The sequence below is a fragment of the Dactylosporangium sp. CS-033363 genome (assembly GCF_050942475.1).
In the GTDB taxonomy this organism is placed as follows: Bacteria; Actinomycetota; Actinomycetes; order Mycobacteriales; family Micromonosporaceae; genus Dactylosporangium.
Window position 1 is genome coordinate 1924129 of the sequence record NZ_CP192032.1, and the last position, 17497, is coordinate 1941625.

At 73.2% G+C, this 17497-nt stretch carries 12 protein-coding genes; 8 read left to right on the forward strand and 4 right to left on the reverse strand.

Features of this window, described 5'->3' with window-relative positions; translation table 11 throughout:
• Positions 1–63: 63 nt before the first annotated feature.
• The 5 genes from ACQPZ4_RS08815 to ACQPZ4_RS08835 all read left to right on the forward strand — a co-directional run bounded on the left by ACQPZ4_RS08815 (position 64) and on the right by ACQPZ4_RS08835 (position 6216).
• The gene (locus ACQPZ4_RS08815; RefSeq protein WP_433057758.1) at positions 64–1329 is read left to right on the forward strand and encodes a cytochrome ubiquinol oxidase subunit I; all 1266 of its coding nucleotides are present in this window, start codon (positions 64–66) and stop codon (positions 1327–1329) included.
• Positions 1326–2261 (forward strand): cytochrome d ubiquinol oxidase subunit II, encoded by a 936-nt coding sequence (locus ACQPZ4_RS08820; RefSeq protein WP_433057759.1) that lies wholly within the window; start codon positions 1326–1328, stop codon positions 2259–2261. The genes ACQPZ4_RS08815 and ACQPZ4_RS08820 overlap by 4 nt, the downstream gene beginning before the upstream one ends.
• 59 nt (positions 2262–2320) lie before the next feature.
• Complete coding sequence (gene cydD / locus ACQPZ4_RS08825) at positions 2321–3913, forward strand: thiol reductant ABC exporter subunit CydD (protein WP_433066396.1); 1593 nt, start codon at positions 2321–2323, stop codon at positions 3911–3913.
• On the forward strand, positions 3910–5445 hold the full coding sequence (gene cydC / locus ACQPZ4_RS08830; RefSeq protein ID WP_433057761.1) for a thiol reductant ABC exporter subunit CydC: 1536 nt from the start codon (positions 3910–3912) through the stop codon (positions 5443–5445). The genes cydD and cydC overlap by 4 nt, the downstream gene beginning before the upstream one ends.
• Positions 5446–5508: 63 nt before the next feature.
• Positions 5509–6216 carry a permease prefix domain 1-containing protein gene (locus tag ACQPZ4_RS08835; protein WP_433057763.1) on the forward strand — a complete coding sequence of 236 codons (708 nt, stop codon included), beginning with the start codon at positions 5509–5511 and terminating at the stop codon, positions 6214–6216.
• Here ACQPZ4_RS08835 and ACQPZ4_RS08840 read toward each other — a convergent pair.
• Positions 6185–6523 carry a PadR family transcriptional regulator gene (locus tag ACQPZ4_RS08840; protein WP_433057765.1) on the reverse strand — a complete coding sequence of 113 codons (339 nt, stop codon included), beginning with the start codon at positions 6521–6523 and terminating at the stop codon, positions 6185–6187. The genes ACQPZ4_RS08835 and ACQPZ4_RS08840 overlap by 32 nt on opposite strands.
• Positions 6524–6641: 118 nt before the next feature.
• Here ACQPZ4_RS08840 and ACQPZ4_RS08845 point away from each other — a divergent pair, with 118 nt between their 5' ends.
• The gene (locus tag ACQPZ4_RS08845; RefSeq protein WP_433057767.1) at positions 6642–7961 is read left to right on the forward strand and encodes a hypothetical protein; all 1320 of its coding nucleotides are present in this window, start codon (positions 6642–6644) and stop codon (positions 7959–7961) included.
• Here ACQPZ4_RS08845 and ACQPZ4_RS08850 read toward each other — a convergent pair.
• The 3 genes from ACQPZ4_RS08850 to ACQPZ4_RS08860 form a co-directional block, all read right to left on the reverse strand.
• Positions 7958–8794 carry a hypothetical protein gene (locus ACQPZ4_RS08850; protein WP_433057769.1) on the reverse strand — a complete coding sequence of 279 codons (837 nt, stop codon included), beginning with the start codon at positions 8792–8794 and terminating at the stop codon, positions 7958–7960. The two genes, ACQPZ4_RS08845 and ACQPZ4_RS08850, sit on opposite strands and share 4 nt — an antisense overlap.
• 108 nt (positions 8795–8902) lie before the next feature.
• The gene (locus ACQPZ4_RS08855; protein ID WP_433057771.1) at positions 8903–9667 is read right to left on the reverse strand and encodes a CPBP family intramembrane glutamic endopeptidase; all 765 of its coding nucleotides are present in this window, start codon (positions 9665–9667) and stop codon (positions 8903–8905) included.
• 67 nt (positions 9668–9734) lie between these two features.
• Positions 9735–10997: an Ig-like domain-containing protein gene (locus ACQPZ4_RS08860; RefSeq protein ID WP_433057772.1), complete on the reverse strand. Its 1263-nt coding sequence runs from the start codon at positions 10995–10997 to the stop codon at positions 9735–9737.
• Between the two features lie 446 nt (positions 10998–11443).
• Between ACQPZ4_RS08860 and gltB the strand changes: the two genes are divergently transcribed.
• Positions 11444–15985 carry a glutamate synthase large subunit gene (gltB, locus tag ACQPZ4_RS08865; protein WP_433057774.1) on the forward strand — a complete coding sequence of 1514 codons (4542 nt, stop codon included), beginning with the start codon at positions 11444–11446 and terminating at the stop codon, positions 15983–15985.
• Positions 15978–17453 (forward strand): glutamate synthase subunit beta, encoded by a 1476-nt coding sequence (locus tag ACQPZ4_RS08870; RefSeq protein WP_433057776.1) that lies wholly within the window; start codon positions 15978–15980, stop codon positions 17451–17453. The genes gltB and ACQPZ4_RS08870 overlap by 8 nt, the downstream gene beginning before the upstream one ends.
• Positions 17454–17497: the final 44 nt, after the last annotated feature.

Genomic DNA, 17497 nt, shown 5'->3' on the forward strand with positions numbered 1-17497 from the left:
TTGTGCGCCGCCTTACATGTAGTGTGACGACATGTTGGTCGGGTACATGTCGGGGGGCGACGCATGAGTGCGCTCGAGTACGCGCGGCTGCAGTTCGGGCTCACCGCCTCGCTGCACTTCACGTTCGTGGCGATCACGCTCGGGCTGGTGTTCCTCGTCGCGGTGATGCAGACGCGGTTCACCACCACCGGCCGGGAGGTGTACGGCCGGATGGCCCGCTTCTGGGGCCGCCTGTACGTGATCAACTACGCGGTCGGCATCGCCACCGGGCTGGTGATGGAGTTCGAGATCGGCCTCAACTGGGCCGGCCTCTCGAAACTGACCGGTGACGTGTTCGGCGCCCCGCTCGCGTTGGAGACGCTCGTCGCGTTCGTGCTCGAGTCGACGCTCCTCGGGCTGTGGATCTTCGGGTGGGGGCGGCTCGGGAAGCGGCTCCACCTCGGGCTGATCTGGGGCGTGGCCGTCACCGCGCTGCTGTCGGCGTTCTGGGTGATGGTGAGCAATGCGTTCCTCCAGCACCCCGTCGGGTACCGCATCGACGACACCGGCACCGTCCGGCTCGCGAGCTTCGGGGCGCTGCTGACCAACAGCGCGCTGTGGTTCGCGCTCACGCATGTGGTCGCGGCCACCCTCGTCGCGGGTGGGGTCCTGGTTGCCGGGGTCTCGGCCTGGCGGCTGCGGCGACGAAGCCTGGCGGAAGAGGACCACGAACTGTTCCGGCGGTCGCTGCGGCTGGGGATCCGGGTCGGGCTGGTCGGGACGTTCCTCGTGATCGGGTTCGGCTACGCGCAGTTCGGCTGGATCGACGAGAACCAGCCGATGAAGATGGCCGGTCGCCAGGCCGCGGTCGAGCGGCAGGCGGAGATGATCCAGCGGTGGGGGCCGGGGGACTACATCGTCAGCGACCACGTCCGGACGGCGCTCGACTCGATGATCGGGGTGGCCAACCTGCTGTTCCTGGTGCTGTTCGTCGCGTGGGTGCTCACCTATCGCGACGCGTTGATTCGCAAGCGGTGGGCTCGGCCCATGTCGTGGCTGCTCACGCTGCTGATTCCGGTGCCGGTGCTGACCGCCGTCCTGGGGTGGTTCGTGCGCGAGGAGGGGCGGCAACCCTGGGCCGTGTACGGCCTGCTGCGCACCGCCGACGCCGTGTCGCCGATGAGCGCCGGCGCGCTGCGCGGGTCCACGTTCGGCTTCTCCGTGCTGATCGTCGGGCTGGTGCTCGTCGACTGGTGGCTGCTGGCCCGCGCCGCCGCGAGAAAACCCGGCGGCGAGTTCGGCCAGGAGGACGAGCCCGTCCGTATCGATCGGCAGGAGGTCTCCGTATGAGCACCGTGTGGTACGGCATCCTGGGCCTGGTCTTTGTGCTGTATTTCGCGCTCGGCGGGCTCGACCAGGGCGTGGCCATGCTGCTGCCCACGATGCGCGGGGACGGCGAGCGGCGGGCCGCGCTCAACGCGATCGGGCCGATGTTCCTGGGCAACGAGGTGTGGGTGGTCGGGGCGGCCGGGGTGCTCATCGCGGCGTTCCCGCGGCTGGAGGGCGAGCTGTTCGGGGCCGCGTATCCGGCGGTCGTGGCGGCGGTGCTCGGGCTGGCCGGGCTCGTCGCCGGCGTGCAGCTGCGCGGGCGCGGGACGCGGCGGGGCGGCTTCGACGTGCTGATCGCGGGGTCCGGGCTCACGCTCGCCGCCGCGTGGGGGCTCGTGTTCGGGGTGCTGCTGCACGGGGCGCCGATCGGGGCGGACGGGCACGTGCACGGGCTGGCGCCGTTCGCCGATCCGATGGTCTGGCTCACCGCGCTCGCCAACGTGCTGCTGGTGCTCGCGCACGGATCGACGTTTCTGCGCCGGCGGGCGGTCCGGCTGCACCTGGTCGCGGGCGCGGTCGCGGCGGTGACGGTGGCCGGCTGGTGGGTGGCGGCGCCCGAGGGCATCCGCAATCCGCTGGCCGGGACGGTGCTCGGGCTCGCCTGCGCCGCCGCCGTCGTCGCGGGCGGGTTCCTGCGGCGGCCGGGCGCGGCGTTCGCGGCCACGGCTGTGGCGTGCGCCCTACCCGTCGTCGCGGCGGCGTCGGCGCTGTTCCCGGCCGTGCTAGCGTCCACGCTGGACCCGGGCGCGACGGTGACCGTCGACGGGGCGGCCGCCGGCGATGACGCCCTGCGGCTGCTCACACTCGGCGCGGCCCCGCTGCTCCCGGTGCTCGTCGCCGTCCAGGCCGCCGGTTGGTGGCTGTTCCGGCGCCGGACGTCTCTGTACTGGTAGGGCGGGCGCGACACGTGGACAGAAGACTGCTGCGGCTCGGCCCGGTGCGCCGCTACGCGATGGTGCTGGCCGGGTCGGCACTGCTCGCCGCCGTGCTGGTGGTGGCCCAGGCGGTGAGCCTCGCGACCCTGCTGGCCGCGGCCGTGGACGGGCGGCTCGATCGGGGTGCGCTGGTCGTCGGCGTCGTGACGGTACTGCTGCGGGGTCTGCACTCCGGTGCGCTCGCCGCGCTGTCCGGGCGGGCGGCGGCCGGGGTCAAGGCCCACCTGCGCGAGCAGCTGCTCGACGCGGCCGCGCGGCGGGGGCCCGCGTGGCTGACCGGCAAGCGGGCCGGCGAGCTCGCCACGCTGGCCGGGCGCGGGGTGGACGGGCTCGACGGGTACCTCACCGGCTACCTGCCGCAGGTCTTCCTGGCCGCGTTCGTGCCGCTGGCCACTCTGGGCTGGCTCGCGCTCACCGACTTCTGGTCGGCCGTCGTGGTCGCCCTCACCCTGCCGCTCATCCCCGTCTTCGGCATCCTGGTCGGCAAGTCCACCGGGGCCGCCACGCAGCGCCAGTGGCAGCAGCTCAGCCGGCTCGGCGGGCACTTCCTCGACACCGTGCGCGGGCTGGCCACGCTGCGCACGTTCGGGCGCGAGGCGGCGTACGTGCGGCGGGTGCGGGAGAACGCGGAGGGGTACCGCCGCGCGACGATGCGCACGCTGCGCCTGGCCTTCCTGTCGGCGCTGGTGCTGGAGCTGGTCGCGACCGTCTCCGTCGCGCTGGTGGCCGTGCCGGTCGGGCTGCGGCTGCTGGACGGGCGGCTGACGCTCGGCGCCGCGCTGGCCGTGCTGCTGCTCGCGCCCGAGGCCTATCTGCCGCTGCGCGCGCTGGGCACGAAGTTCCACGCCAGCCAGGAGGGTCTTGCGGCATCCGCGGAGATTCATCTGGTACTGGATGATGCCCCGAAAACCACCACGGAGGCCCGACTGCCGCCGGCCGATGCCGCGCTGGTCCTCGAGCGGGTGGAGGTGCGCTACGGCGACGTGGTGGCGCTGCGCGACGCGAGCCTGACCGTCGAGCCGGGGGACCGGGTGGCGCTGGTCGGCCCGAGCGGCGGCGGCAAGTCCACGCTGCTGTCGCTGGTGCTCGGCTTCACCGCGCCGTCGGCGGGCCGGGTGCTGGTCGGCGGGGTCGACCTGGCCCACCTCGACCTGGCCGCCTGGCGCGCCCGGCTGGCCTGGCTGCCGCAGCGGCCGCACCTGTTCGCCGGGACCGTGGCCGACAACGTGCGCCTGGGCCGCGCGGACGCCTCGCTGGACGAGGTCGTCGCGGCCGCGCGGGCGGCGGAGGCGGACGGGTTCGTGCGGGCCTTGCCCTCCGGCTACGACACCGACCTCTCCCTGCACGGACTCTCCAGCGGGCAGCGGCAGCGGCTCGCCATGGCGCGGGCGTGGCTGCGCGCGGACGCGTCGGTGCTGCTGTTCGACGAGCCGACCGCGCGCCTGGACGCGGCCAGCGAGGCGGCGGTCGTCGCGTCCGCGGCGCGCCTGGCGGCCGGGCGCACCGCGCTGCTCGTCGCGCACCGCCCGGCGCTGCTGTCGATCGCCACCCGCACGGTGACCGTCGACGGGCGGCTCACCGAGGCCCGGCGCCCGGTGGTGGCCGCGTGATCGCGCTGCGGCTGGCCTTCGCGGGGCTGCTCGGCGTGCTCGCCGAGGCGGCCGGGATCGGGCTCATCGGGACCGCGACCTGGATGATCGTGCGCGCCGCCGACCAGCCGCCGCTCGCCGCGCTCGCCGTCGCCATCGCCGCGGTCCGGGCGTTCGCCTTGCTCAAGGGCGGGATCCGGTACGCCGAGCGGCTCGCCGGCCACGACGTCGTCCTGCGGGTGCTGGCGACGCTGCGCGCCCGGTCGTTCGCGGCCCTCGCGGCGCGGCGCGCGCTGCGGTCCGGCGACGCGCTCAGCCGCGTGGTGTCCGATGTGGACGCCGTCCAGGACCTGCTGCTGCGGGCGGTGCTGCCGGCGGCGGTGGCCGCGCTCGTCGGCGTGGCGGCCGTCATCGGCTTCCTGTTCGTCTCCGTCCCGGCCGGGCTGGTGCTGGCGGCGGCGCTGCTGGTGGCCGGGCTGCTGCTGCCGCTGCTGGGCCGGGTGCTGTCGCGGCAGGGCGCCGCGCTCGCGTCCGCGCGGGCCGACGTCGTGCAGTCCACTGTGGACATCTCGCACGGGGCGGCCGAGCTGCTCGCGTTCGGGGCCATGCCCGCCGCGCTCGGCACCGCGGCCGCGCGGGGGCGGCGGCTGGCCCGGCTGGAGGGGCGCACGGCGACCGCCGGGGCTGTCGTTTCAGGGGCGGCTTCCCTGGTACCGGCGGCAAGTGCGCTGCTCATCGCCGTGCTCGTGGCCGGCGCGGCGGCGCCGGTGCTCGCGCTCGTCGCGCTCGCGGCCGGCGAGGTGGTGGTGCCGCTCGCGGCGGCCGCGGCCCGGCAGACCGAGGTGCGGGCGGCGGTCGACCGCGTCCGCGCGCTCGTGGACGGGACCGTCGAGCCCGCGGTGGAGGACCGGAAGGCCTGGCGGGGGCCGGTGAGCGTGCGGCTGCGCGGGGTGACGGTGCGCTACCCGCACGGCGCGCGCGACGCACTGTCCGATGTGGACCTCGACCTGCCGGCCGGGCGCCGGGTGGCCGTGGTCGGGCCGAGCGGGGCCGGCAAGTCGACGCTGCTGTCCGCGATCGCCGGGCGGGTCGACGCGACCGGGCGCATCGAGGGGCGGCCGGACGGCGCCGAGCCGTGGCAGGTGGCCGGCGGGGTGTTCGCCGACGCGCACGTGTTCCACGCCACCGTGCGGGAGAACCTGCTGCTGGACCGGACCGGCCACACCGACGCCGCGCTCCGGGCGGCGCTGGTCGCGGCCGGGCTGGGGGACTTCGGCGACCGCCTCGACGAGCTCGTCGGCGAGGACGGCGGGCAGCTGTCGGGCGGCCAGCGGCAGCGGCTGCTGCTGGCCCGGGCGCTGGTCGACGCGCCGCCGGTGCTGCTGCTGGACGAGCCGACCGAGGGCCTCGACCCGGCGGCGGCCGACGCGGTGCTCGCCACGGCGCTGCGGGCGGCGGGCGAGCGGACCGTGGTGGTGGTCACCCACCGGCGGGCCGACCTGGCGGCGTTCGACGAGGTGGTGACGGTCGCCGACGGCCGCATCGCCGGTTGAGGAAGGTCCCGGCCGGGGCGGGCCTTCTGGCCTTGCGGTGGGGGCTGTGGGATTCTTGACGGCGTGGAGGCTGCTGCGCCACCCCTTGCCGGCCCGATCGACGGCTACGTCGACGGCCTGACCGCCTGTCTGCGCGGCCCCCGCCGGACCCGCGCGGAGATGATCACCGAGGCCCGGCACAGCCTCGAGGACGCGGCCTGCGCCTACGAGGACGCCGGGCTGTCCCCGCTGGAGGCCGAGCGGCGCGCGGTCGCCGAGTTCGGCACGCTGCGCGAGGTGGCGCCGGCGTACCAGGCCGAGCTCGCCGCCCAGCAGGGCCGCCGCGCCGCGACCTGGATCGCCGTGGCGCTGCCGGTGATCAACGTGCTGGCCCCGCTGATGTGGTGGGACAGCCCGTGGAGCGTCACCGACCACGCGTCGCACCTCTACTGGGTGCTGGTCGACCACTTCATGTACACGTCGTTCCTGGCCGCCGGGATCGCCGCGCTGGTCGTGCTGGGCTTCACGTGGGGCAGCCGCTACCTGCGCGACGGGGTGCGCTTCGCCCGGTACGTCGGGCTGGGCGCGGTGACCTTCCTGGGCCTGCACGGGCTGGTGGGCGCGGCGGTGTTCGGGCTGAGCCTGTACCAGTGGCCGGCCGCGGCGACCTGGCCGCCGCTGATCGCGGGCATGACGGTCAACCTGGGCGCGTTCGCGTACGCGGGGCTGCTGTCCGTGCGGTGCGTGCGGTTCGCTTCGCTTACGACGCCGGCGTCGCCGGTGGGGGCATGAGCACCGCGCCGATCGTGGTGGTGAACTCCTGCCAGGCCGAGCGCTCCTCGGAGAGCACCTTGCGGCCGGCGCCGGTCAGGCGGTAGGTCCGCCGCTCCCGGCCGCCCACCGTGGACCAGGCGCTCTCCACGTAGCCGGCGCGCTCGAGGCGGCGCAGGGCCGGGTAGACGGTGCCGGTCGGCAGCGTCAGGGTGCCGCCGCTGCGGGCCTGGAGCGCCTCGATGATCGCGTAGCCGTGGCGGGGTTCGCCGTCCAGCACCGCGAGCAGGAGTGCGTCGAGATGCCCCCGGAGCGCGTCCGCCTTCATGTGTAGCGAGTCTACGGGTTCCCGCTCGGGCGCGCCATGGCAGGGGTTTAGCGTCCCCGCGCCTGGGCAGGACCGGGGCACGAAAACGTTTCCTGGGGGGATCTGGGGGAGCTGGGGAATGAGGCGGCGGGCCGAGACCGCGCGCGATATCGAGCTGCGGTGGCCGACCGGGCTGGGGATTGCGTTGGCGATGGCGTCGGGGCGGGTGCTGGCCTATCGGCGCGGGGTACCCCGGCCGGTGGTCGCACCGCCCCGCTGGAACACCGGCGGGCAGGCGGCCACCGTGACGAAGACGGCCGTCGACGCCGCGTCCGTGGCGGGCTGGCTCACCGGGCAGTTGCCGACGGGGCGGTACCACGGGCTGGTCATCGGTTCCCCGCACGGCGCGGGACTGCATCTGGCGGCGGCACTGGGGGTGCCGTGGCTGCCGGCGAGCTTCGAGCTGGCGACGCCGGACGTGGCGGTGCGGGATCAGAGCGTGGGCAGTACCACCGCGGACAACACGGCCGCGGCGGAAGCGGGCGAGCGCGGCGCGCAGGCGATCCTCGCCACCAATCCCGACGTCGCGGTGCGGCAGGTCTACGACCCCGTCTGGCGCGGCTGGTCGGCCTCGTCCGCGGCGTACGCGGTGGTGCGCTGGCAACGGCTCCCCGGCGCCTACAAGGACTGGATCGCCGAGCGGCTGCGCCCGGGCGCGCCCATCATCGTGACCCGCGACGTGGGCCGCTGGCTGACCGTGGCCGGCCCGGACGGCTACGCGTTCCAGCTGGGCAGCCGCGCCTCCGGGCTCGCCCCCGACGACTACCTCGACAACCGCGACGCCGCGGTGCTGGGGGAGCGCCCGGCGGACAGCGACGGGGAGCGCAGCGTCGACCGCGGGCTCGTCGAGGACCTGCGGCGTTTCGCGGCCGCCCATGGCCATCCGGTACGGCAGGTGCTCTACCGCCACCCCGACGTCCTCAGCGGCGCGGTGGCCGACCTGTACCGCGACTGGCTGCGCGCCGGATCGCGGACCGGCAACCGCCTCGTCGTCGAGTGCGGCCGCCTGCTCGACCCGTGGCACGTGATGCGGGCGGGCCTGGTGCCGTACTGGTGCGAGCACCCGCTGCGCTCCGCCGTCCGCGCCGCCTCCTGGTGGGTGGCGGGCAGCGAGCCGTTCACCGCGATCGACGTGCTGCCCGAGCCGCCGGGCGTGACGCTGCCGACGACCGCGCCGCTCGCCGAGTGGGAGGCCCTGGCCGGTTTCGCGACGCGGCACGTGCTGGTCGATCCGCGGTGCGCCCGCGCGTACCCGACCGGCGCCGTGCCCGCCCACCACGCGACGCAGGTCCTGCGCGCGCAGCCGCCGGACCTGCCGTACCTGCCGTTCCTGGACGCCCAGTCCGCGCTCGCCGGCCTGGCCGAGCGCGGCCAGCGAGACGGGCTCCTGGTCCTCTAGGCCGCGGTCGCGTCCTCGGACTTCTCCTTGTTCTTCTGCACCTTGCTGATGACGTCGTGCAGGGGCTTCGTGCCGCTGCCGACGACGACGCCGGTGATGATGGCGTCGATCCAGACCGGGATGCCCTGCCAGCCGTCGCCGGCGATGGAGTGCAGCAGGTACAGGCCGCCGGAGGCCGAGGCGACGGTGGCCAGGGCGACCGCGATGCCCCACGAGATCAGGCCCCGGTCGGCGCGGCCGCGGTCCACCATGGACTTCGCGTGCGCGACCTGGACCAGGTCGTCGAGGGTGGCGTCGTGGTACTTGTTCGCCATGTTCGCCACCGCCTTCTCCAGCTCGCCCTTGGCGTGCTGGCCGGGCATGAACCGGGCGAACGGCTCGAGCACCCGCTCGACCGCGGTGGCGAAGGCGAACAGCACGCCGAAGAGCGCGGTCGCGTCCGGCAGGTGGATCTCGTCGGCGTTGACGCCGAAGTGGTACAGCGCCCACGACCCTGCCCCGCCCGCCGCGACGAGCAGGAAGGCGGCGATGAGCGAGCCGACGCTGGCGGGCTGGGTGGTGACCGCGGCCGCCTCGCTGCCGGGCGCGGGCGGGGGCGTGTCCGGGCCGACGGTGACGGCCGCGCCGGCGACCTCGCCGAGCGGTGCTCCGGGCGCCACGCCTGGAACCGCGCCGGTCGCGTCGGGCGCGAGGCCCGCGTTGGGCTGAGCCGGGATGCGCTGGGTGACGTCCTGGTCCGGGGGAACGGCCAGGTTCTGCGGTGCGACCGTGGCGGCGGCCACGACCCGGTTGCTGGAGGTGCCGAGGACGGAGGTGCGCCGGACCAAAGCCATGCGCGAGAGGCTAGCGCCCGTCGATGGCTCCGATCATCGAGGGATCGGGCAGCCGACAGAGCCGATCATCGGCCTCGCAGAATCGGGGTCAAAGCGACATATCCGGGGTCAGGCGATAAGTCCGATATGTCGCGGCGCGCCAGCGCCCGACATATCGCCCTCACCAGCGGGCTCCCGGTAACGGGTCAGCGCGAACGGCCCGAGGTCGACCGCCGCGTGGATGAGTACGGGCAGCAGCAGGCTGCCGGTCGCCACGTACAGGGCCGTCGCGCACAGGCCGAACAGCGTGGTGCCGATGACCCCGAACGCGCCCTGGTACAGGTGGCCCAGGCCGAAGAACAGGCTGACCAGGATGCCCGCCACGATGATGGGCAGGTGCAGCAGGCCGACCGCGCCGGCCAGCAGGGCGCCGCGGAAGACCAGCTCCTCGCAGATGCCGGCGGTGAACGCGGTCGCCACGCCCCAGCGCTGCTCGCGGGCCGTGCGGGGGAGCAGGAACGCGACCTTCGGAGGTACCGCGGCCAGGCGGTGGCGCAGGAAGCGGTCGCGGGCCCACACGATGGCGACGAACAGGACGAAGACCCCGAACGAGAACGCGATCCAGATGGGGGCCGGCAGCACGAGGCCGTAGTCGCGCGGGACCAGAGCGGCGTCGGTGAGCAGCGGGATCAAGGCGACCAGCGCGAGCAGCCACCAGGTCAGGACGTAGCGCCGATGGAACCGGACCCGCCCGTCGGGGCGCGACTCGATCTCGGCCCGGCGGCGGGCCACGGTGCCGGGCGACCTGGCGATGCGCACCACGAACCAGACGGCGAGCAGGCCCAGGACGGCCGCGCCGGCCGGGCCGAACTGTGGCTGGGGCCAAGGGATCACGGCGACCATGATGCGACAGAAAAGGGGCCGCCGTACATGACGGCGGCCCCCTTTGCGAATGCTGGTGCTACGCCGAGGCCGAGGGGTTCGCGGAGGCCGGCGCCGAGGCGCTCGGGCTCGCGGTGGTGTCGGCCGGCGGCGGGAGCGCGCTGCCCTTGACGTACTCGTCCCAGGACTTGTCCCAGTCGGTCCAGCCGTTGCCCCAGGCGAGCTTGCGGGTCGTGTTCTTCACGATCACGACGTCGCCGATCTTGGTGAGGTTGTACAGGTACTTCGCGTTCGTCTCGGAGACGTTGGTGCAGCCGTGCGACACGTTGCGCTTGCCCTGGTCGCCGACCGACCACGGAGCGGAGTGGATGTACTCCCCGCCGCTGGTCATGCGCTGCGTCCAGTACACGGTCTCGCGGTACGGGTCGTCCGGGTCGGTGCCGACGAACAGCTCCGACTGGTTCTTGTCCATGACCACCATGTTCCCGGAGGACGAGGGGGTCTTGGCCTTGCCCAGGCTGACCGGCATCGTCTTGATGACCTGACCGTTCTGCTCCACCGTCATCTGGTGGGTCTTGTCGTCGGTCGTCATGACGATTCTGTCGCCGATGCTGAACGTGCTCGTGACGTCCTTGCTGCCCCAGCCGGTCTTGGTCAGCTGCAGGCCGCCGACGGCGAGCCGAACGTTGATCTTGGTGCCGGACTGCCAGTAGTCCTTCGGGCGGTAGTGCACCTCGCCGCCGTTGAACCAGTACCAGGTGCCGACCTGCGGCGGGTTGGACGTGACGATCAGCCGCTTCTCGACCGCCGCGCGCATCTCCTGCGGGACGCTCGAGCCGAACCGCACGACGATGGGCATGCCCACGCCGTACGTCTTGTTGTCGGCGACCGCGGTCGAGACGTTCACCGTCTTGCCGGGCTTCGCCATGGTGGAGAACGTGACCTTCTTCCCGGCGGTGTCGCCGGCCGAGGTCACGGTCGCGGTGTACTGCGTGCCGTATTTGAGCTGCGTGCTGGGCACCCAGGCCTTGCCATCGGCGCTGAGCCCGCCGCTGACCGCGGCGCCGGCGGTGTCCATCAGCGTCACCTGGGCGTTGGAGCCCGGCTCGGCCTGCAGGGACAGCTCGGTCGCGGTCGAGACGTTGCTCGATCCGTCGGTGGGCGCGGCGAAGGCCGCCTTGGGCAGCTCGGCGGCGGACGCGGAAGCCGAGGGGCCGCCGGCACTGGGTTCAGCGCCGGACCACTTCGGCTTGCCCGAGTCGTCGCCGCTGCATCCCGCAGCGAGAACGACGACGCTGGTGAGAGCGGCGATCGTGGCCAGTGCGCGTGCGGAGACTCCCATGTCCACACCTCCTTCGTTGGGCTAGAGCATGCACCGGTTGTCAGACCGGTGTATCCCGTGTTAGTGCCACCAGTTCAAACTTGCCCGAACCTCGTGGTGGCGAGCGATCTTGCCGTGCATCATCGTAGGAAGAGACGGATGGCGCGAGCCACCCGCTGGTTGGACGTCTTCCGGACTGTCGAAGGTTGCGTGACAGTTCTGTAACGGGGGTTCGAACCGGGGTCTACCTGCCCGCCCGTGGGATTTGTCACGATCTCGCGCGGTAGGTAAGGACCTGGTAGGCACGGTACGTTGTCTGGCAACATACGCGGCGGGCGCGCTCGGCATCTGGTACTGACTCGAGTACTAGCCATGCAACTAGCGCCCGCTCTTCGCGTACACTGGCTAGACCGCTCCTTCTGGGCCGACGTTGTCCCGACTCGCAATCGATGACGTCAGGAGGCCCGATGGTTTACCCCGGACCGCAGCAGCAGGGTCTGTACGACCCGGCCTACGAGCACGACGCCTGCGGGGTCGCCTTCGTCGCCGACATTCACGGCCGCAGGTCCCATGACGTCGTGTTCAAGGGACTGTCGGCGCTGCGCCGGATGGACCACCGTGGCGCCCGCGGAGCCGAGCCGAACACCGGCGACGGCGCGGGCATCATGATCCAGATCCCGGACACGTTCCTCCGCGAGGTCGTGCCGTTCGACCTGCCCCCCGCCGGGCAGTACGCGACCGGCCTCGCGTTCCTTCCGACCGACGACGCCGCGGCCGCGCGCGCCCAGCGGGTGCTGGAGAAGTACGCGCTGGTCGAGGGGGCCCAGGTGCTCGGCTGGCGCGACGTGCCGACCGACGCCACCGACCTCGGCGCGACCGCGCTGGTCGCGATGCCCCGCATCCGCCAGGTCTTCGTCAGCGCGGAGAAGCTGGGCTCGCCCGGCACCGTGCTGTCCGGCCTGGACCTGGACCGCGTCGTGTACTGCGTGCGCAAGCAGACCGAGCGCGAGACGCGGGAGCGCGGCATCCAGCTGTACCTGCCGTCGCTGTCGTCGCGCACGATCACGTACAAGGGCATGCTGACCCCGGACCAGGTCGTGTCGTTCTTCCCCGACCTGTCCGACCCCCGGGTCGCCTCGGCGATCGCGCTGGTGCACTCGCGCTTCTCGACGAACACGTTCCCGAGCTGGGAGCTCTCCCACCCGTACCGGATCATCGCCCACAACGGCGAGATCAACACGATCCGCGGCAACCGGAACTGGATGGCCGCCCGCGAGGCGCTGCTGGCCAGCGAGAACCTGCCGGGCAACATCCGCCGGCTGTTCCCCGTCTGCACGCCCGAGGCGTCGGACTCGGCGAACTTCGACGAGGTCCTCGAGCTGCTGCACCTGGCGGGGCGCAGCCTGCCGCACGCGGTCCTGATGATGATTCCCGAGGCGTGGGAGAACGACCCGCGCATGGAGGCCCAGCGCCGGGCCTTCTACCGCTTCCACGCGTGCCTCATGGAGCCCTGGGACGGCCCGGCCAGCGTGGCGTTCACCGACGGCACCGTCGTGGGCGCCGTGCTCGACCGCAACGGCCTGCGCCCGGGCCGCTGGTGGCAGACCAGCGACGGCCTGGTCGTGCTGGCCAGCGAGGCCGGCGTGCTGGACCTGGACCCGGCCACCATCGTGGCCAAGGGCCGCTCGGCGCCCGGCAAGATGCTGCTCGTCGACACGGCGGCCGGCCGCATCCGGACCGACGACGAGGTCAAGGCCGAGCTGGCCGCGGCCGAGCCCTATGAGGAGTGGCTGCACGCCGGCCTCATGGACCTCGAGCAACTGCCCGAGCGCGAGCACATCGTGTACACGCACGACTCCGTGCAGCGCCGCCAGCAGACGTTCGGGTACACCGAGGAGGAGCTCAAGATCCTCATCGGCCCCATGGCCCGGGCCGGCGCCGAGCCGCTCGGTTCGATGGGCACCGACACCCCGGTGGCGGTCCTCTCGACCCGCCCGCGGCTGATGTACGACTACTTCACCCAGCTGTTCGCGCAGGTCACCAACCCGCCGCTGGACGCCATCCGGGAGGAGCTGGTCACCAGCGTCGCGGCCACCATCGGCCCCGAGGGCAACCTGCTGCGGCCGGGACCGGCGTCGTGCCGGCAGATCGCGCTGCCGTACCCGGTCATCGACAACGACGACCTGGCCAAGCTCCTGCACATCGACGAGGACGGCGACCTGCCGGGCTTCAAGGCGGTGCGGGTGTCGGGCCTGTACCCGGTGCGCGACGGCGCCACCGGCATCAAGCGCCGGCTCGTCGAGATCATGCGCGGCGTCTCCGAGGCGATCGAGGACGGCGTGCGCATCCTGGTGCTCTCCGACCGGGACTCGACCGTCGACCTGGCCCCGATCCCGTCGCTGCTGCTCACCGCGGCGGTGCACCAGCACCTGGTCCGCGAGCAGACCCGCACCCAGGTCTCGCTGGTCGTCGAGTCCGGCGACTGCCGCGAGGTGCACCACGTCGCCCTGCTGTCGGGCTTCGGCGCCTCCGCGGTCAACCCGTACCTGGCCTTCGAGAGCGTCGAGGACCTCATCGCGACCGGCGCGCTGGCCGGCGTCGACGCGGACAAGGCGATCCACAACTACGTCAAGGCGCTCGGCAAGGGCGTCCTGAAGATCATGTCCAAGATGGGCATCTCGACCGTCTCCTCGTACTGCGGCGCCCAGGTCTTCGAGGCCGTCGGGCTCGACCCGCGCTTCGTGGAGCGGTACTTCACCGGCACCCCGAGCAAGATCGGCGGGATCGGCCTGGCCGAGGTGCACGCCGAGATCCTCGCCCGGCACTCCCGCGCGTACCCGTCCAACGAGGCCGAGCGCGCGCACCGGCGGCTCGAGGTCGGCGGCGAGTACCAGTGGCGCCGCGAGGGCGAGCTGCACCTGTTCAACCCGGAGACGGTGTTCCTCCTGCAGCACGCGACGCGCTCGCGGCAGTACGACGTCTTCCAGCGGTACACCGCGAAGGTCGACGAGCTGGCCGGCCGGGCGGGGTCCCTGCGCGGGCTCTTCGAGCTGCGCACGGGTGTGCGTCCGGCGGTGCCGCTGGACGAGGTGGAGCCGGCCGTCGAGATCGTCAAGCGGTTCGCGACGGGCGCCATGTCGTACGGCTCGATCTCGATGGAGGCGCACGAGACGCTCGCCATCGCCATGAACAACATCGGTGGCAAGTCGAACACCGGCGAGGGCGGCGAGGACGCGGAGCGGCTGCACGACCCGCGCCGGCGCTCCGCCATCAAGCAGATCGCCAGCGGCCGGTTCGGCGTCACCACCGAGTACCTGGTCAACGCGGACGACCTGCAGATCAAGATGGCGCAGGGGGCCAAGCCGGGCGAGGGCGGGCAGCTGCCGGGCAACAAGGTCTGGCCCTGGATCGCCAAGACCCGGCACGCGACCCCGGGCGTCGGGCTCATCTCCCCGCCGCCGCACCACGACATCTACTCCATCGAGGACCTCGCGCAGCTGGTCTTCGACCTCAAGAACGTCAACCCGTCGGCCCGCGTGCACGTCAAGCTGGTGTCCGAGGTCGGCGTGGGCACCGTGGCGGCCGGCGTGGCCAAGACGAAGGCCGACGTCATCCTGATCTCCGGGCACGACGGCGGTACCGGTGCATCGCCCTTGAACTCGCTCAAGCACGCGGGCACCCCGTGGGAGCTGGGGCTGGCCGAGACGCAGCAGACGCTGCTGCTGTCGGGGCTGCGCGACCGGGTCAGCGTGCAGGTGGACGGGCAGCTCAAGACCGGCCGCGACGTGATCATCGCGGCGCTGCTGGGCGCCGAGGAGTACGGCTTCGCGACGTCGCCGCTCATCGTCTCCGGCTGCATCATGATGCGCGTCTGCCACCTGGACACCTGCCCGGTCGGCATCGCCACCCAGAACCCGGCGCTGCGCAAGAAGTTCACCGGCTCGCCGGAGTTCGTCGAGAACTTCTTCTGGTTCATGGCCGAGGAGGTCCGGGCGTACCTGGCCGAGCTGGGCTTCCGCACCCTGGACGAGGCGATCGGCCACACCGAGCTGCTCGACGTGCGCCCGGCCGTGGACCACTGGAAGGCGGGCGGGCTCGACCTGTCCCCGCTGCTGCACGTGCCGCCGCTGGCCGACGACGCCGCCCGGCGCCAGACCACCAAGCAGGACCACCGGCTGGAGCGGGCGCTGGACAACCAGCTCATCGCCGCGGTCTCGCCGGCCCTGGACGCGGGCGAGACGATCGCCCTCGAGGTGGCCGTGCGCAACGAGCACCGCTCGGTCGGCGCGATGCTCGGCGGCGAGGTCGTGCGCCGGGTCGGCGGGGCCGGCCTGCCCGACGACACCGTGCAGATCACGCTGCGCGGCGTGGCCGGGCAGTCCTTCGGCGCCTTCGTGCCCCGCGGCGTGACGCTGCGGCTGCTGGGCGAGGCCAACGACTACGTCGGCAAGGGCCTGTCCGGCGGGCGGCTCATCGTCCGCCCCGACGAGGCGGCGACGTTCGTGGCCGAGCAGCAGACGATCGGCGGCAACACCGTCCTCTACGGCGCGACCGGCGGCAAGCTGTTCATGCGCGGCCGCGCCGGCGAGCGCTTCGCCGTGCGCAACTCGGGCGCGCTCGCCGTCGTCGAGGGCGTGGGCGATCACGGGTGCGAGTACATGACCGGCGGCACCGTCGTCGTGCTCGGCAGCACGGGCCGCAACTTCGCCGCGGGCATGTCCGGCGGCGTGGCGTACGTGTGGAACCTCGACCGCAACCTGGTCAACGCCGAGCTCGTCGACCTGCGCCCGGTCACCGACTCGGAGCAGCTGCGCGCGTACGTCGCGGAGCACCACGCCGAGACCGGCTCGGCCGTCGCCGCCCGCTTGCTGGCCGACTGGGGCGCCGCCCTGGCGGAGTTCACCGAGGTCATGCCCCGCGACTACGAGCGTGCGATGGAGGCGATGCGGGCCGCCGAGGCTGCCGGCCGCGATGTCGATGCGGCTGTCATGGAGGTTTCCCGTGCCTGACCCGAACGGTTTCATGCGGTACGAGCGGCGGCTTCCGGCCCGCCGCCCCGTACCGGTGCGGCTGCAGGACTGGCGGGAGGTCTACCCGCCGGCCGCCGACGAGCTGATCCGCGAGCAGGCCAGCCGCTGCATGGACTGCGGCATCCCGTTCTGCCACGACGGCTGCCCGCTGGGCAACCGCATCCCGGACTGGAACGACCTGGTCCGCGGCGGCGACTGGGACTTCGCGATCGAGGCCCTGCACGCGACGAACAACTTCCCGGAGTTCACCGGGCGGCTGTGCCCGGCCCCGTGCGAGGCGGCCTGCGTGCTGTCCATCGCCGGCGGCCAGGCGGTCACGATCAAGCAGGTCGAGGTCGAGATCATCAACCGCGCGGTGGAGGCCGGCCGGATCGTCCCGCGCCCGGCCCCCGAGCGCTCCGGCAAGAGCGTCGGGGTCGTCGGCTCCGGCCCGGCCGGGCTCGCCGCCGCCCAGCAGCTGGCCCGCGCGGGCCACGACGTGGTGGTGTACGAGCGCGACGATGCTCTTGGCGGGCTGCTGCGGTACGGGATCCCGGACTTCAAGCTCGAAAAGGAGCACATCGACCGGCGCCTCGCCCAGCTGCGCGGCGAGGGCGTGGTCTTCAAGACCGGCGTCAACGTCGGCGTGACCGTCTCCGTGGAGGAGCTGCGGGCCTCGCACGACGCCCTGCTGCTGGCCTGCGGCGCGCTCGCCGCCCGGGACGTGGCCGACACGCCCGGCCGCTCGCTGCGCGGCATCCACCTGGCCATGGAGCACCTCGTCGAGTCCAACCGCGTGGTGGCCGGCCGGCAGCCGTCGCCCGCGATCACCGCCGAGGGCAAGAACGTCATCATCATCGGCGGCGGCGACACGGCGGCGGACTGCCTCGGCGTCGCGCACCGCCAGGGTGCGCGGTCGGTTTTGCAGCTCGACCAGTACCCGACCCCGCCCAACGAGCGCGACGAGTCCCGCGACCCGTGGCCGACCTGGCCCTGGATTCTCCGGAACTACCCGGCCCACGAGGAGGGCGGCGAGCGCGCCTTCGCCGTGGCCGTCACGTCCTTCGAGGGCGACGAGGCCGGCAACCTGCGCGCCGTGCGCATCGCCGAGGTCTCGGTGTCCAGGGTGGACGGCCGCCGGCTCGTCCAGGTCGTGGAAGGAACTGAGCGGGAGTACCCCGCGGAGCTCGTGCTCCTCGCGATCGGCTTCGAGGGCACGGAGGAGGGCCCGCTGCTGTCGAACCTGGGCCTGACCCGCAACCGCCGCGGCGGCATCGACACCGACGGCGCCTGGCAGAGCCGGGCGAACGGCGTCTTCGTGGCGGGCGACATGCACCGCGGCGCCTCCCTCATCGTCTGGGCGATCGCCGAGGGCCGCGCGGCCGCCGCATCGATCCACGCCTACCTGGGCGGCGACGGCGAACTCCCGTCCCCGGTCGACCCCTCCGCAGTGGCCCTATCCGCCTGAGGTGCTGTTCGGGTGCGGACTTCTTCCGGAGGTCCGCGCCCGGG